This is a genomic window from Evansella tamaricis, assembly GCF_019042215.1.
GTDB classification, from domain to species: domain Bacteria; phylum Bacillota; class Bacilli; order Bacillales; family Salisediminibacteriaceae; genus Evansella; species Evansella tamaricis.
This window is the reverse complement of record NZ_JAHQCS010000174.1, coordinates 44,600-62,091: the sequence shown is the minus strand read 5'-3', so window position 1 is coordinate 62,091 and position 17,492 is coordinate 44,600. Positions and strand designations below refer to the sequence as shown.

Sequence of the window (17,492 nt, the reverse complement as noted above, 5' to 3'; positions counted from 1 at the left end):
GGTTGTCATTTCCGAAGTGCCCCGCAGCGAGTAGGCGTTGGAGCTAGACAAAGAAAAGCGCAAGCGCCTAGGCTCACGAGCGTAGGGCAGTGGAGCTAGACAATGCCCGAAGGTGCAAAAACTTATCTTTCTTATCTTTTAAAATTGGAGAGAATCAAACTATGAAAAAGACATTTATTTTAACCCTTTTATTTATCGTGCTAGTTAGTCACATACCACTCCCCCAATCTGTCTTGGCAGAGGAGGATCATCTTGAACGTAGAAATGTCACAATGATTTATGATGATTCGGGCAGTATGTGGTATACAACTGACCCACAAACAGGGGAACGTCTCCCGAGTGATAACTGGAAGTTGGCAAACTATGCCCTCCAGAGTTTAACCGCACTTCTAGGGGAGAATGATTTACTCCATGTCGTTAGGATGAGTGAGGAACACAACGTGAATGAGTTGGGCTTATCCTACAATGAAAGGCAAGGTGAAATTAACCGAGTTTTTAATTGGGAAGAATCAGGTTGGACCCCGTTTGATACAGTACACACTTCATTATCTAACATGAGGAAAAATATGGAGCAGTATCCTAATGATGACTATTGGTTTATTATCGTTATGGATGGAGCCTTTAATGACTTAGATTATTTGATTACAACGGATGAGACGGAGTTGGAGGAAAATTACAGAAAAGCATATGAAACGTTACAGGATTTCAAAAATGAAGTGGAACAAAAGGATGTATCCTTTCAATCTATTTTTGTAACGATGGAGTCCTTTTTAACGGAAGATGAAGTTATCCAAATGGCCCGCTTTAAGGAAGAGGTATGGGACAGGACACTTGCTGGTGAAAATTTAAGGGCAGAGACAGAACAGGAAATCATTGATCGCATTAATGAAGTTGCAGCGATTATGACAAACAGAGATCCACAAGCGGAACAAACGAATGTCACTCTCAATCCTCAAATAAGAGGAAAGGAAGTCACCCTACAATCTCCTTATCCGTTAAAGCGAATCACTGTCATACAACAACAAAGTGGGGAAAATGTCACACACGAATTAAATAAATTTACTGTCAATGGGTCCGAAGGGGAATATGCAATGAATGGACCCTATCAAATAGAATCCCCCTACGACCCATATGAGCTTAGGGAAACTATTTATGGAGCAGTTTCCCATGTGGGTCATGATCAGGTGGAAGGGGTGATACCTGAAGGAACCTATACCCTTACATTTTCCGAGGAAATAGACTTAGAAGATTATCAGTTCATTGCTGAACCTGCCATTGATTTTGAAGTCAGTGTTAAACGAGTAGAAGATAATGGCGACTTAAATCCTGACCCGAATACATTCTTTTATGGAACGGAAATGAAATTGCTTGTCCGATTCACGGAAAGGGGTGGTACTGGGGAACCTTTTAGTTTTACATCACAGGACGCTACCGCGAATGTAGAAGTAACTGCCAACATAGATGGAGAAGATATGATATTAGAATGGGAGCCGGCGCTCCAAGCGTTCACCTCACCTTTTATCATGCCAGAAGACCCAACCAAGGCTAACGTAAAAAGTTATATACAAGGGTTTTATCAGGAAGAAAAAGAACATCCCATCATCGGGGTTCCCAAAAGGACATGGGAATTAAACAAGAATCATGGTGTATGGGAATATGGAATTGATGAGATAGAAGATTCTGCTCCGTTATCTTTTACGCCGTATATCAATGGAGAACCAATTACAGAAGTAGAATTAGCGAACATCTTCGAGTCTATTGAAGTCAATGTGTCAGGCGGCTCATTGGATGTGGAATGGGAACAAGATGGTTCATCCATACTTATTCACGTGAATCCCCCAAGATTTCCATTTCTTTTATCTTCTGGGGAAAGGGAAATTGAAGTAACGGTTTACGGCCCATATGCGGAAGAAACAGCTGTATCCAGCGATACTATTGAGGTAACAGATATTCCGTTTATGCAAAAATACGGGATATATATCCTTTATTTACTTGGAATTTTATTACTTCTTATTTATGTTATAGGTATTTTCAAAAAGGATCGTTTTGACAGGCAATCGTCATATATGGAATCAGAGAGAACTCAAATCATTAGTGGAAGGAGACTGCCGTCCACGAAGACAACGATTTTATTCCGTACCTCCTTTTTCAAACGGTGGTTTGTTCCATACACCCCTGAAAAAATAAATATAGATGGATTAACATTTAAGGCAGCATCAACCAAGGATAGAATTTTACTTGCGAAGGAAAGCCAACAGCCAGAGATGAGAATTGGAAGAAGGTTACTCAAGGATCAGGCAGGCCAAAAGGATCATGCCATTTATACAAATGATCCAATTACAAGGGAGTTCGGTCATACGGAAGAAACATATCGGTATTATCGTCGGTAAGAGAACATCGTGACTACTACACTAGCAATACTTACTTTATATATATTTAGAAAGAATCTACTAGACTGCTAGACTTTCGAGAGGAGAGAGGCAAGGAATGGCAAATGGAGTACCTACAATATTAGTTGGTTTAGGTGGTATGGGGAGTGGGGTTGTCAATGAAATTTATGGCAATATCCCATTAGAGAGTCGTGGAAATGTAGCTATCCATGCCTTTGACACAGATGTAAATACTATCCGGCAAATGGAGCACCTTACTGACAATATTACTCAAACTAGTACAAAAAAGTCTGTGGGAGAATATCTTCATCAGAACCCGTCATTATTAAAATGGTTTCCAGATAATCCGACTTTAAGAAAGAAAAATATGACACAGGGAGCAGGGCAGGTTCGAGCTGTTTCTAGATTAGCATTCCGTTCTGCAATGGATGAAAAAAAACTAAATTCCTTAGAAGAAAGTATAGACCGTATTTTTCCAGTAACAAGTGAAAAATTAATCCATGGAGTCCGAGTAATTATTATTAGCTCCCTGGCAGGGGGAACTGGGTCAGGAATATTCCTTCAAGTGGCCATGTATTTAAGGGAACTACTGGAGAAAAAGTTTGGCCAGTCCAGTGTGTTAATCCGTGGGGCTTTCTTACTCCCTGATATTTTAGTTCGAACAAATACCATTGACCAAAGAGAATGGGAATCGGTCCGTGCTAATGGTTATGCCTCTTTAAAGGAACTTAATGCCATAACCCAAAGTGCTTCAGGTCAGCTGAAAAATGAGGAAGATGTGACAATAGAGTTGGAATACCGCCCGGGACAGGTGGATCTACTTGGTCGAACAACACATGCTGTTACAGATCGACAGCTCCCTTATGATTTTTGCTTTTTGTATGACTACGAGAACTTAAGTGGACAAAACCTTCCATCTGCAAGCGAATATGTAGACCAAATGTCAAGAACTATATTCTTACAGTTGTTCAGTCCCATCTCGTTAAAACACTTCTCACAGGAAGATAATCAAATTTTAGAGTTGATCAGTTCCGAAGGGAAAGCACGGTATTGTGGTGCAGGAGCAGCGACCCTTATTTATCCTTACAAAGATGTACTGGAATATTGCAGTCTCCGCTGGTCTGTTAGTGGATTAGATGAATCGTGGCTTGTGCTCGATAAATTGTATGAGGAAGAGAGACAGAGATATGAAAATGATTTGCGACGTGGAATCAACAGGGAGCGGCCTGACCGTGGAGAAAGATATCGTTGGAATCTAGAGCAATTTGTTAATGATGAAAAGCCTAATCCATTTTTTAAACAGGCATTTAATCAAACGAGAGAAGAGCTGCCACAAGGTAAACAAGGAGATTCAAAGGCAAAGCTCTTTATTGATGCAGTGAAGGACAGAATTGACACCGTTCTTCAACAAGACCAGGAGCTTGGAGTCTTTGAAAACAATTGTCGTGTGGATGAAGGCAAAATGAAATTGAAGAATTATGTAAAACGTGAAATTGGAGAAATGGAAGCACACTTGAAGATGTATAAAGACCAGATAAACAAGAAGGTGTACGAATACCGAACTTTCCTTTCACACCAAGTAATCGATCAAGATGCAGATAGTCCTGATGGAGCAGAAGGCCAAGAATTTCGCTTAAATACGTGGTTCCTAAAAAAAGATAAACCAGTGCATCCAGTAGCTGTAAGATACATGTTATATGAAATTAAAGCAATCCTCCAAGAAGAAACGGCTAAATTAAGAGAGGTATGCCGTGATCTTAAGAGGGATATTGAAGACTATGATGCGGCGTTTAATCTTCAGGAAACGGATACAATCGAGTCAGCTGTCATGAGGGTAGACCGCGCCTTAGAGCAAGGATTAGTGGGCAGTTTATTCCGTAACCAATTTAAGGATTTTGTTAAAGAGTATATGGATAAATCCTACAGACATCTCCGTGATTTGAATGACTATAAACATGCATTATTGACACAGTTAGTTTTTAACTCTATCGAACAGGCAGTTAATAAGATGATTGATGACTGGAAACGTTTCTTTGATAACCTCAAAGATACGAGGGATTCTTTACTGATGGAAATAAACCAACTGGCAGTGCAGTTTGAACATAACAACGATCCCACAATTAATTATGTATTAGGCACAAAGCAAATGATGGAGAATATGTGGGAATCATTGAGGGGGTCTGTGGACCAGGGGATCCTTCCTGAGGAGATTAGTCGTCAAATCTATCTCAGTCATTATCGGCAGTACTGTAAGAGAAATGAGCAGACGTATAGTAACTACCTTCAGGAAATCCGTGTGGAAGAATTATATCGGGAGCACGTTTTAGGGCACTGTCGAGATGAACTTAGACGACGTTACCATGACCGCCTTGATCTTTCCATAATTCAGGCTCTAAGATTAGAGGGGCGCCATCTTGGAATAAATCCAAATAAACATGTGGAAGAGAAAATCGGTGCATTGGATCAATTGTCCCTTCCGTTTATCCCAAGAATCGACAACCACCGTGAATTAAAGTTTTGGGGAATGCATACACAAGTAAAAGAAGAGCTGGGGAATGCAGTCATGAATCAAATTTTCTCCGGAAAAGAAGTGGTTGATGAAGCATTTTCACGCTATGAAGTGGTTTCCTACAGGGCCCATTATGGTTTGACAGTTGAAAGTTTTACAAAGTTCTCTTCAGGAGAAGAGTCAGATACTCACAAGCAATTACCAGGTATCTATTATGAAGCCTACCGTAAGAGAGTAGATAGGTTAAATAGAGGTGAATCAACTGTAACACCACACTTAGACCGTTATTGGCATGTTCCAGCCTTTATGCCTGATCTCAACCAAAATCAAGTGGAGCTTGATACGGAAAAAAATGACCGTGCTCTAATACTAGGTCTTATATACGGTTGGATTACACTAGTGAAAGATGATGGACACATGGTCTACTTATATGATGGGGAAGACAGTCCCACACTCATCCGTCAAAGTGGCGCTAAGGTTGAGGAAGAGACCTACCTTCTACACAAGGCATTGGCTCATAATCCTAAAATTTATGAAGAAATACTCGCCCGGTTTAAAGAAAGAACGGTTCAGGATCAACGCCGGATCAAAACGATCCAAGAACATAAATTCGTTACTGGTTCGTTAGATTTATCACATCTTGGTAAAAATCATGTGAAAAATATATTTGATGTCTTATTGTCTTATGAAAGGGAAGCATTAGGGGACAACACACTTCCAGAAAAGGGGGAACGTCTCAGAAGGCGCCTCTTAGAGGAAATCGAACAGTACTTCACAAAAATCTATGGGAAAAATCGAGAAAATGAAGCTCGGAAAGCAGCGGCATCATTTATTGATAAATTATGGAGTGAGTCCATTTATCGGGAAGAATTGGAAGAAGAGTCAATGGAATATACAACATGGAATTCATTAATTAAAAATAAAACAGACCAATTGCTACAGCATAACTAATTATTCCATTGTTTAAGGGGTGGATGAACCAAATGTTAACCATTTTGCTCACAGATGACACAGCACATCCAGAGTGGAAGTTATTTGAGCCATTCTTTTACCATCATGAAAAAGATGCTCGCCTTTTACGCATACCGTATGATGTGGAAAAGGGCTATCATCATACATTCCAACAGATCTATAATGAGTTGATTGAGAAGCATGAAGAAACTTGGCAGCTTATCATACTGATGCATTTGGACGCTCCCATGTCTTTGTCAAACAGGCTCGTTAATCAGTTCAACCGACTGAAAACACAACTAATCCATCCCCTTGAAAAAAGAGAGGCGGCACCAGCAATGGCTGCCGCTATCCTTTTAGATTCTTTACATAATGGTAACGGGGATGATCCAGAAGATACAGTCAGTCAGATATCTGTACAAATGGATATTAACGGCTATTTAACGAAAGGAAACATTATTCAGGAGGATACAAATCTTTGGAGTGAAGAGGATTTCCATAACCTTGATCAGGCTTGGGGAGAAGCAATAAACCTTCAGGAAGTGGGACTTATTGAAAAACCAACTAAAGAATTCATGGCGGACTTATTGATCCGAAAGCAGAAAGTGGAGAGAGTATTTGAGCGGTGTCTAGAAGAGAAACAAGGGATTTATGAAAATAGAAATGAAAATGCATTATATTTAGATGCTTACTCTGTTTTCATGAAAGAAGATATTTCTGATTATTTTATGGAACGGTTGGAAAAAGAATTAACACCGCCATTGCACAATGACCTTCGAACGTTTAAACCTTCTGGCATGCTTAAAAATGTTCTGAAAGAAACACTTTCGATTCAAGGAGAAGAAGGATTTAAGTTATTGAGACACCATGTTTCCCCGTTCTCCAAACAAAGAAAGTATGAACAATGGTTAAAAGTTATTGCTTTTATTAATACCACCATAGACAACCCCAGTATTTACGGGAAAATTCCAGATGGGAGTGTCTACGAATTAAAAGAGAAAATCGACAGTGAATCTTTCCAAAGCATGTTCCAAAAATATTATGAGGTTTTAAACGCAGCGATTTATTCCCTTGAAAATCAATTGATGTCACGGGAAGAGATGGTGACTACGTTATTTGAAGAAACGAAACCCCATCCCCATACGGCATTGGAAATAAAAGAGGACCCATTTGATTTTCCAGTCTTTCAAGGAAAAAGGAAAAATACTATTGTTACTGATTGGAAACAACTGACTAAAAAGATAATGGAAGATTTAATGGATCGTGAAAAAGATATGATAGAGGATGCGAAATCAGGAATACGCACCATTAAGGTGCTTCAAAGAAAAAAAATAACAAAGCAACATGAGGAATTGGAAATTTATGAGTACTTAGAACAACTAAGGAAAAAGGAAATAGAGTTATTACTTCAATTGGAAAGATATACTCCACCACCATTAACAGAAATAAATAAGTGGAAAGATTTTTGTAATGAAACGGAATTCGAATTAACCAATCAGATTAGAGCCTATCCCTCAAAAAAAAATATTTATATTACTAGCATCCTCATATGGTTAGGATTAACAGGACCCATGCTTGCAATTATGGATTGGCCACCTGCTATCGCTGAATGGCATCAATGGATTTTTCCTGCATTAACCACAATTTCTGTCATAGGCACGTCCTATATAGCGGTAAAAAGAATTACTCAACCCATTCATGATTATTTAAAGGACACAGAGGACAAACAGAAGAAACTATTTAAGGATCAAGGGGATAAACACCGGGACACAAATGAATACTTAAATATTTTCTATGCTTTAGACAGAACTCAGAAGAAAAGAATGCAAGTGGAGGAACTCCTGCTTATGGAACAAGAGGAAAATCATCTACTTCGATTTCATTTGAAAAGTGTCCGAGAGGCGTTGGATTCCCTGCAGCATATCTCTCACTATCTACACATAGAAAAAAGAGATGAAGAGAATGAAGAGAGAAGAGCGTTCGTTCAAGCTAAATTTAAACCTTCTGAAGATATTATAAATAATGTCATCTACTCCCCTATTGTTTGTGGGGAAACTGGATTGACAGAGCGATTTACCACGGAAGTCCACATAGGTCAGTCCGGAACCACTATTGATAGTGGAAAACTGCGGTTATTAACTCATATAAAACTGGAAAAGGATCAGGTGTATTTATCATGATGGAATTACGGATAATTTTCTTTGGCATCCTACTAACTTGTGGACTTATTTTTCTCCTCCATAAATTAAATTACAAAAAAGCGGATAGATATAAACAACTTTGGGCGCCAATCCTTGCTATTCTAATCTCAATTACTATTTTGCGATTTGACCTTTTGAATGTGTTACCCATAATGGACACGGTATTTGCCTATTTACCTTCCTTACAGTTTTATTCGGCTCTAGTTTTTAATGTATTAGTAATTGTTGCCTTCTTTATTGTGAAGCTAATTTTTAAAATCGGGGATTTGGGATTAAGATGGATAGGAGGTTTATTCCAGAGAAAGGTTCCTGTTTTAACCAGATTTATAAATTGGATAATTTCTAAATTTATTCGTCTTATTCCGAAATATTGGCGCTATCGACTTGTATCCAATGGTAATAAAGACAGAACAGTTGCCCTTTTCTATAGGAAAGACCATAGGGGTATTACGTTAAAACCGGACTGGTACTTTTTAAGTCTTCTCTTTCGTTATGGTAGTTTAATAGCAGTGATTCTGTTCCTATCTTACATCATTGTATTGCCTTTTGAATTGAGGGGGCTATTAGCTTTCTTGCTTCCAACTTATCCTGCTGTTTCGTTAATCATCTTTCTTGAAATAATGTGGTTTTTAGGGGGACTTACCCCAACCTATCGCCCTGGGAAAATCAGTGGAGAAGATTCATCGTCTAGAATTCTGTCAAATCATGCCCCTCTATATGAGGCTTATCAAAAGCTTTGGCCAGAAAGAATAATAGCCAATGGAGAACAGAGTTTATCACCGGTTCATACGATGGAAACACAAAATGGAGATTACAATTTCTTTAAGAATACCTCTTCGGAGACGGAACAACAACTACAGATTATTTTGCAGCGACTTCGGAACCAAGGGGTAACATTACGGGAAACATATATTAGCATTACGAGGGAAATGTTGGAAGGGAAGGATATATTGGTGGAAGATCCCCTTTACGGAGAGGTAAAACCATATTTGGTCCCTGCTATTATTTCCAGGCTTGTCAACCATCATAGGGTGGTACTTGTATTGAAAAATCAACAGGCACAGAAGGAAGCAAAAAAATGGTTGGAGGAAGGCTTTCATGGTGCTAATGGCTTAAAACATCTTTGGTCTATCGAAACATTGGAACGATCATTAGAAGACAATATTTCCCCGCACATCTTGCTAATGGATGTACACCAAATCCAAGAAAAGGGTACGGTGCCATTTTTAACGGAAGATTTCAATGGAGTCCCATATGACACGATTCTTATTTTGGAAGGGGAACGGATTCTTGCAAATGATATACCGAGCCTAAAGCGTTTTACACTGCAATTGATGGACAAACTGCCAGTGCGTCCAGTTTATTGGGTTTTCTCTCAATGGTATGAAGGGCTGGAAACAGCAGTCAGGCAAGCATTTCAAATCAAACCGGAAGATATGTTGGCAAAAAGAATGCCATCTCCTGATATAAAATATATGGTTTGGAAGTTGGAAGGAGATGAACGTTTCCAGCAACGGATTTTTCCAAAGTTACACTACCGTACGATAACAGGAGAAATGGTATTAGCAATGGTTGCGCAAAAGTTTTATATAGAATCCATGCAATTTATAAATCAAGAAGCTCTTCCGATCAGGGAAAGTATGGAGGATTTATTGGATAACAGAGAGCATCTTTTAGACTTTGGATTAACAGATACTCAAATTCGGAGTATGAAAAACAATGTGGAAGTTTATGACCAATATTGGTCTGTCCCTGAAAAAGAGCACGCATTTATGTTTGTCAGGGATGTGGATTATAACCTGGTGGATACATTACTTCATTGGTGGACGAATGGTAGACAAAGCAGTTTTATTCATATTATATCCCCACCATATTTATTACGTGATTATCTTGGAAAGAACATTTCATTCCATATGGGCAGTAATCGGACCATCTCCCCATTATCATCGAAACAGCCTGGTACGCCTTTGGGGATCATAAAACCTTTGATCGACAGGCTTATGAATGGTTATGTCCTGGAGAGGGATGTCATTGATATGCTTTCTAAGAATCACTATGACCCTGATATCCCTGTTCGTGAACAATTACAACACTGTTTTATGGAATTGCTTGGAGCAGAGGACAAAGTAAAGGAAGCCTTAAAAGTTAGAAAGCGTAGGGTCTTTGATGGGAAAGCAAAACAGTTTAAAGATGAGATAAGCTATAATATTACGGAAAAACTTGCCTCCCTGTTTCCGATGGAAGAAAAAAGAATACTAAAGGTGAGAAAGCAATCAGGTGAAATTATTGATTACCTTTTTGAGGGACATGTAAGCCAACGATACTTACCCGGTCAGGAGCATGTTTTCCATGGGGAACTTTATCGCATAGATAAAATTCACCAAGCACTTGGTTATATGGAAGTTTCCTATATCGCCCAGAAAAGAGCATTCATTTATCATCAGGAAAGAAATTACGAACTGGAACTGGACAACGTCAAAAATACGGTGAAACAAGCACCACAATATATGAATGGGTCAAAACTACAGTTTTCGTTAATGGAAGTTCCATTTCACGTAAAGACAAAAGGGTATGTGCGTTTTGAAAAATATGTGGATCTCCGCCCTGATTCAAACTACTCTTTTGTGGAATATGAAGAGGCGAAGGATAGTCATTTGGTTAATCGTTCCTTTGAAAATGGGAAAATGTTAAAAATTGATATTGATATAGAAAATAGTGATGAGAATCCAGGAAATGAACCTGATACAGGTAAAATTTCATATACTTTTTCATTCTTATTAAATCAGATGTTTGTTACGTTATTTCCTCACAGCTATCCGTTTTTAGCCTTTACGTCAGCATTACCGGAAGACTTTTTCGTGGATACAGATGCCGGAGAACGGGCTCCCGAAAAGATACTTGGAAAAATGCACCCTAGTGTTTCTGTAAAGGGTAGTGGTGTCGAACAAGGTAAATTTACTTTCTATGTACTTGAAGACTCTCCCACACAGCTAGGATTATTGGAAAGTATCCAAGATAACTGGGAAGGAATAATGAATATATTAGACGATTACTTGAAGTGGATATTAGAAGATGTGCAAGAAAATGGTTCTTACTTACGTTTCGGCAACGAAAAGTTGCCTAAAATCTTTGATTTAAAAGGTACGGAGCAATTTGTTGCAAAAATGGTTTCAGGACATACTGTTCATAAAAGTAGGTTGGCCCATCAGGGTTCAATCGGATCAGAAGTGTTGAGGGAAGTGGAGGAAGATGCGGAGAAACGTTCCTGTTCTTTTTGTGACAAAGAGTATATTGCAGGACATTACGAAGTGCTGGATGACGAACGTAACCGCTGCCCGGAATGCCGTGAATCAGCCGTGAATCATGTTAGTGAATTAATACCTATCTATGAACATTGCAGAGCCTATCTGATAGAACAGTTTGGTGTGGAATTACGAAGAGATATAGATTTATCCCTAGTAAATGCGGAAACGTTGCATTCTTCCAGTGGACTATCATTTGTTCCAGAGAATCCTGGTAGGATGGTTGGTAAAGCGTCAATGGATGAGAATTTAGATATCTCTGTTATGGTGGAAAATGGAGCTCCGAAACTTCAGACATATATGACATTAGTCCATGAATTGACCCACGTATGGCAATTCGATCAGTTAAATGTTCGCTTTATGACATTGGAAGAATTAGAAGGATTTGCCACATGGGTAGAACTCCATTTAGCAGAATACTTTGGGGAAAAAGTTTATGCGGAAAAGTTTGTGGAAAATCTCCGGAAACGAAATGATGTTTATAGTAAAGGATACTTCCAATTACTGGAGACGTTGAAAAATACTCCAAATGTAACAAACCCATTTGAATTATTTGGTGGGGAATCCAGTAGTAATTAAGACTAGCTCCACCGCCTACTCGCATGGGAACTGAAAAAGTGGTGCTTTTCCACTTTTACTGTCCCACTAAGGCACTTCGGAAGTGACAACTGAAGTCAAAGAGCGGACTTCTAGTTGTCATTCCTCCACTGCCCTACGCTCGTGACCATAGGCGCTTGCGCTTTTCTTATTCATGTTAATTCGTAAAGGTGGGAAGATATATCATGGAGACATTTCAGGAGAAATCCAAATTTTATCTAGAGATCCATTCAAAGGATCGAAAAGCAGCAACTGATTATTATCAGGAGCATTTATTTCAGCAAGTCATGGAACAGTTCTTACAAAAAGTTCAACATGCAAGGGAAACTGGAAAACATCCATATGATTATGAATATTTAATTATGCCGGTTGGTCATGATATTCATCCACTAGTTCTTTGGATAAACTCCCTAAAACCGAAAAATGTCTTCTTTATTTGTTCACCAGAAACCGAGGAAAACGTTGATATTATTGGAGAGTTAACGGGATTAAGATTAACTCAGGTAGAGCATGCCAAGGTAAGAGGGTCTGATGTAAAGGATGTCTATGGGAAAATAAAGGACTATATCCGAAATAAACAAATTGATCAGGCGGATTTTAATAAAATTGCCATCGATATTACAGGTGGGATGAAAAGTATGGTTTCCGGCTGTACATTAGCTGCAAACCACTTAGGTATCGATATTCTGTACATTGAAAACAATGGTCACTTTCCCGGACATAAAGAACCACAGCCAGGCTTAGAATTACCAACTATTTTGGAAGATCCACTTGAGGTGTTCGGAGACAGGGATTTAAGAACGGCTATTAACAAGTTTAATAGTGAAGATTTTGAAACTGCCATAGAAATTTTTAAGACGATTCAAGATCGAGTAGTAAATCCAAAACCTTATCAAGCGTATGAACACCTTGCAACAGGGTATTCCCACTTAGAGTCAATGCGGTTTCGGGAAGCTGGAGAGCATATTACTAAGACGATTCGAATATCAGAGCTGTTAAATCTGAAAGAGATTCCAACATTAAAGTTGACGAATCAGCTAATTGCCATTGAACCCCTCACAAAGATACATGAGTTGAGTGATGAAAGAATATTAAAAGACGGGAAAACGTATTGGCATTTGTTTGGTTATTTGTTTTTGATGGCTAATCATTATCGGAAACAGCACAAGGCAGATATTGCAGCATTATTAATTTACCGTTGTTTAGAAATGATTACACAGCGATTACTTTTGCTGAATCTTGATATCTCACCATTCAACCCTGATTACAATAAATTATATGCAGGAGATCTGATGGATAAGGTCAATGAGGTTGCAAAAGATACATTCTATGAATATCGGAAAATTAAAAGTTTTGGTCCTAAAATTGGCTTAATGCAAGGGCTACTTATTTTAAAAGCATCTGAGGAACATCTTATTAAGGATATCGATCTGAAAATGATGAATAACTTTATTACCCTTCGGAACAAAAGCCGCTTAGCGCATGGGTTCGAATTGTTACAGCAAGAGAGGGTGGATGAATTTTATCATCGGATTCGAGGTTTAAATAATAAAATTTGGAATGAGCATCGCCAAGAAATTAAGGAACAACGGAGTTTTGAGGAATTTAGCAAACACTTTGGTTTTGTGAATATTGAACTAAATAAATAACAGAAGAGGCTGGGACATAACTAAAGTGTTTAATTGAAAATCCGAACCATACACAACGATAGCGGAATATATTTCCGTAGATAATGATTGTTTGGATTTTTCATTGATTAAAACACTTTTGTCCCAGCCTCTATTCTTTAGCAGATTTTGTGTAACCCCTTACTGTTTCCCAAGAATAAACTCTTCTTTAATTCTTGCTAATAGTTCCTTATCTGTTAACACTTCATATCCGGTAAGAGCCATAGTTTTTGCCGCTAAAATCATTCCATCAAATCCACGGTCACTTAGAGCTGCGTCTCTAAATTCATGGGTATGTGCAGTAATTGGTGTATCGCTTATTTTCACAAAGGGATGAATCGATGGAACTCGTTGACTGACATTCCCCATATCTAACGAACCCCCTCCTGATTTCACTTCAATTTCCTCTTGTTTCACCCCGAGATGGATTAAATTTTGAGTAAAACAGTCTGATAAGGCGTTATTGGTTATCATGTCATCATAGGAATATTCATAGTTTGAGATTTCTAGAGAAGAACCAGTTGCTAGAGCAGCCCCTTCTGCACATCCTTTTACCTTTTTTACTACGTCATTTAATTCAGTACGTTTTTCCGCGCGGACGTAAAATTGGGCCACAGCATAATCAGGAACCACATTCGCTGCTTTTCCCCCTTCAGGTATGATTCCGTGAATTCTAACGTCTGGAGTAACGTGTTGACGTAAGGCATTAATGCTATTGAATGTTTGAATGACAGAATCCAATGCATTAATCCCCTTTTCTGGAGATGCAGCAGCGTGCGCTGACCGTCCCTTAAAGGTAAATTGGATGGCATCCATCGCTAAAGATGAACCGCTTTTCACATAGGCACTAGCTGGATGAGCCATGATAGCCACATCTAAATGGTCAAAAATTCCGTTTTCAGCCATGGTAACTTTTGCTCCGCGGGTTTCTTCGGCTGGGGTCCCGTAAACATATACTTTACCACCCGTTTCCTCAATAACCTTACTAAGGGCAATCCCTGCTGCAATTCCCATCGTCCCAATGAGATTGTGTCCACAAGCATGTCCCACTTCGGGAAGGGCATCGTATTCTGACATAAAACCAATATGAGGTCCAGTACGACCGCTGTCATACACCGCTTCAAACGCTGTTGGTTGTTCTACGATATTAGTTACCACATTAAATCCATGTTTTATCAATTCCTCTGTGAGTGTGGCACAAGCCTTAAATTCCTCATTACCCAGTTCAGGATTATTTCCAATGTACTGGCTAATCCGGTAAAAATCTTTCCGATATTCTTCTATTGATTTGATTATTATTTCTTTCATATGGTTACTCCTCTGAAATTAGATTCTTCTATTATTATATCTGTTGTGTAGTGAAAATGGGAATCATAGAGTAGATTAAAGTCTGTCCAGCAGACAATATTAGTGAGAGTAATGTTAAACCGCATAAAAATGGTAGAGTATATACTAACTTGTTGGGGTCGCATCTATATTAAAGAAGGAGACTGTCCCATTAAATAGTTTTTTTCGGACAATCTCCATTCTAATCATTTTATGCTAACCCTTCATCAGCATCCACTTTTTCTAACCCTTTTTTCGCTGGGCCTTCTACGACGTCACCATCAAAATTAAATCGAGAACCATGGCATGGGCAGTCCCAAGTTCGCTCTCCATTGTTCCATTCCACTTCACAACCCATATGGGTACATGTGGTATCTACAAGATGAAGTGACCCATCTTCGTCACGGTACGCCCCGCAGCGATTTCCGTTCACCCTGACAACAGCACCTTCTCCAGGCTTAACATCATCAAGTTTTTTCTGACCAAATTGTAGTTTCCCCTTCACAAAGTGTTTCGTCACATCCCAGTTTTCCTTAAAGAAATGCTTTAAGCTTGGGTCTGCATGAAATCTTTCTGTGGAGAAAACCTCCATTTCCGGAGTTTCTTTCCCGAGGCAATAATCCCTTAAAATATGAGCGGCCATCATGCTACTGGACATACCCCATTTCCGGTATCCGGTTGCAACAAAGATATTGGTATGTAAGGCAGATACAGGTCCAATATACGGCACATTATCTTGGGTGTATAAATCTTGAGCAGACCAACGGTATGGAACATCTGTAACCTCAAAGACCTCCTTGCCAAATTTATGTAATGCTTCATAATGGTTCAAGGTAGGTTCACCTTGTCCGGTTTTATGCCCCTCTCCACCAAGAAGTAAATGGGTTTCCCCATTTATATTCGCTGTCCTGACCGAACGCTTTGTACTGTCTACGCTTAAGTACATACCGGGGAGGTCTTCCACATTCCCTTTTGCTGCAACAACGTATGACCTTTCAGCGTGCATACGCATAAAGTAATAGCCTTCGGCTTCATAAAACGGATAATGGGAGCAGCTTAGTACTTTGTGACAGGTGATGTAGTGACCGTCCCTCGTTTCCACTTGAAGTTCGTCAGCACCTGACTCAGACTCTGTCATAATACTTACTGCCGTAGTATTTTCAAACACTTGGCCTCCAAGTGCCAAAAATTCATCCAATAACCTCAATAGAAATTGAAGAGGATGAAACTGAGCTTGGTTTTTCATGATAAGCGATTTCTTAGCTTCTACATTAAATGGTACAGCACCTTTTAATTCACTTGGTATTCCTAATTTTTGGTACGCTTCAAACTCTTTTTCAAGTTTACGGACGGACTTCTCCTCCGTGCCATATAGTACAGCATCTTTTTCCTCAAACTGGCATTCAATATTTAATTCTTTTACTGTATTTTTGGCAAATTCCAGTGCTTTGTTGTTTGCTTCATAGTATATTTTTGCAAAGTCTTCCCCAAAGTGTTCCATTAGTTCATCATAGATTAATTCGTGTTGTGCAGTAATTTTAGCAGTAGTGTGACCAGTTGTACCGTTAAAGATCCTGTCACCTTCAAGAAGAGCAACATTAATTCCTTCCATAGCGAGTAAATAGCCAGCAGTAACACCGGTAATCCCACCTCCGACAATAACAACATCGGCCTTTTCGTTTCTTTCTAGCTTTGGAAAACTTGGTCGGTTGGTAGAGTCAAGCCAAAAAGATTCTGGATATTGTGGTAAACCTTCATAATTAGTTGTCATTAGTTTTTAACCTCCTAGAGTAAAGAACACGTCCAATAACTACCTTTTATTTTTTGTCATAGGAGGTGGATTCTATGCAAGTAAAAATGGAAGAAAGGAACAAACAAGCAAACTTTTGTGAATGAGCAGTTTTTTTAATGAAGAGTTAGTTTAAGAAAGGAATATTTTATTTGGACAACTACATATATTGATAAAAGAATAGTTGTTCAAAAGGGGAATTGGCAAAATGAGTTTTTTTCAAGGATTTAAAGAGTTTGCCGTTCGGGGAAATGTGGTGGACATGGGAATTGGGATAATCATCGGTGCTGCCTTTGGAAATATCGTAACCTCTTTTGTTTCCGATGTGCTCATGCCCCCGATTGGACTCATTTTAGGCAAAGTAAACTTTACGAATTTGTACATTAACTTATCGGGCGGTCATTATGACAGTTTAGCGGAAGCACAGGCTGCTGGTGCTGCTACTATTAATTATGGAGTATTTATTGAGACAGTAATCCATTTCGTTATCATTGCATTTGCAGCTTACCTTGTGATTATTCAAATGGTAAAACTGAGGAGAGCACCAATGGAATCCACTAAGGTTAAAACATGTCCGTATTGTTATTCAGATATCCCATCAAGGGCGCTCCGTTGTCCTAAATGTACTTCCGAGGTGGATGTGGAAAAACAGGTGAAGGAACGGAGAGAGGAAATGCTTGTGCGAATAAACTCTAAACGGGCGAAATAAAAACGAAAAAAGTGGTTGTCTTTTGGGGAATTGTCCCCATATAGGCAACCA

8 protein-coding genes are annotated in these 17,492 nt (G+C 39.0%); 6 read left to right on the top strand and 2 right to left on the bottom strand.

Annotation, left to right across the window (positions count from 1 at the left end; genetic code table 11):
- The first annotated feature begins 161 nt into the window (after positions 1 to 161).
- The 5 genes from KS419_RS21785 (at position 162) to KS419_RS21765 (ending at position 13,599) form a co-directional block, all read left to right on the top strand.
- Positions 162 to 2,390: a hypothetical protein gene (locus KS419_RS21785; RefSeq protein ID WP_217068893.1), complete on the top strand. Its 2,229-nt coding sequence runs from the start codon at positions 162 to 164 to the stop codon at positions 2,388 to 2,390.
- A 97-nt stretch (positions 2,391 to 2,487) separates the two neighbouring features.
- Positions 2,488 to 5,850 carry a tubulin-like doman-containing protein gene (locus KS419_RS21780; RefSeq protein WP_217068891.1) on the top strand — a complete coding sequence of 1,121 codons (3,363 nt, stop codon included), beginning with the start codon at positions 2,488 to 2,490 and terminating at the stop codon, positions 5,848 to 5,850.
- A gap of 32 nt (positions 5,851 to 5,882) precedes the next feature.
- Positions 5,883 to 8,030, top strand: a complete 2,148-nt coding sequence (locus tag KS419_RS21775) for a hypothetical protein (RefSeq protein ID WP_217068889.1) — start codon at positions 5,883 to 5,885, stop codon at positions 8,028 to 8,030.
- Positions 8,027 to 11,932 carry a hypothetical protein gene (locus KS419_RS21770; RefSeq protein ID WP_217068886.1) on the top strand — a complete coding sequence of 1,302 codons (3,906 nt, stop codon included), beginning with the start codon at positions 8,027 to 8,029 and terminating at the stop codon, positions 11,930 to 11,932. The genes KS419_RS21775 and KS419_RS21770 overlap by 4 nt, the downstream gene beginning before the upstream one ends.
- 203 nt (positions 11,933 to 12,135) lie before the next feature.
- Positions 12,136 to 13,599 carry a TIGR02710 family CRISPR-associated CARF protein gene (locus KS419_RS21765; protein WP_217068885.1) on the top strand — a complete coding sequence of 488 codons (1,464 nt, stop codon included), beginning with the start codon at positions 12,136 to 12,138 and terminating at the stop codon, positions 13,597 to 13,599.
- Positions 13,600 to 13,758: 159 nt separating this feature from the next.
- Here KS419_RS21765 and KS419_RS21760 read toward each other — a convergent pair whose 3' ends face one another.
- Together KS419_RS21760 and KS419_RS21755 are read right to left on the bottom strand one after the other, a co-directional pair.
- Positions 13,759 to 14,925 carry a M20 family metallopeptidase gene (locus tag KS419_RS21760; protein ID WP_217068883.1) on the bottom strand — a complete coding sequence of 389 codons (1,167 nt, stop codon included), beginning with the start codon at positions 14,923 to 14,925 and terminating at the stop codon, positions 13,759 to 13,761.
- Between the two features lie 229 nt (positions 14,926 to 15,154).
- Entirely contained in the window at positions 15,155 to 16,714 is a 1,560-nt protein-coding gene (locus KS419_RS21755; protein WP_217068881.1) for an FAD-dependent oxidoreductase, read from the bottom strand.
- A 226-nt stretch (positions 16,715 to 16,940) separates the two neighbouring features.
- Here KS419_RS21755 and mscL point away from each other — a divergent pair, with 226 nt between their 5' ends.
- Positions 16,941 to 17,441: a large conductance mechanosensitive channel protein MscL gene (gene mscL, locus KS419_RS21750; protein WP_217068879.1), complete on the top strand. Its 501-nt coding sequence runs from the start codon at positions 16,941 to 16,943 to the stop codon at positions 17,439 to 17,441.
- Positions 17,442 to 17,492: the final 51 nt, after the last annotated feature.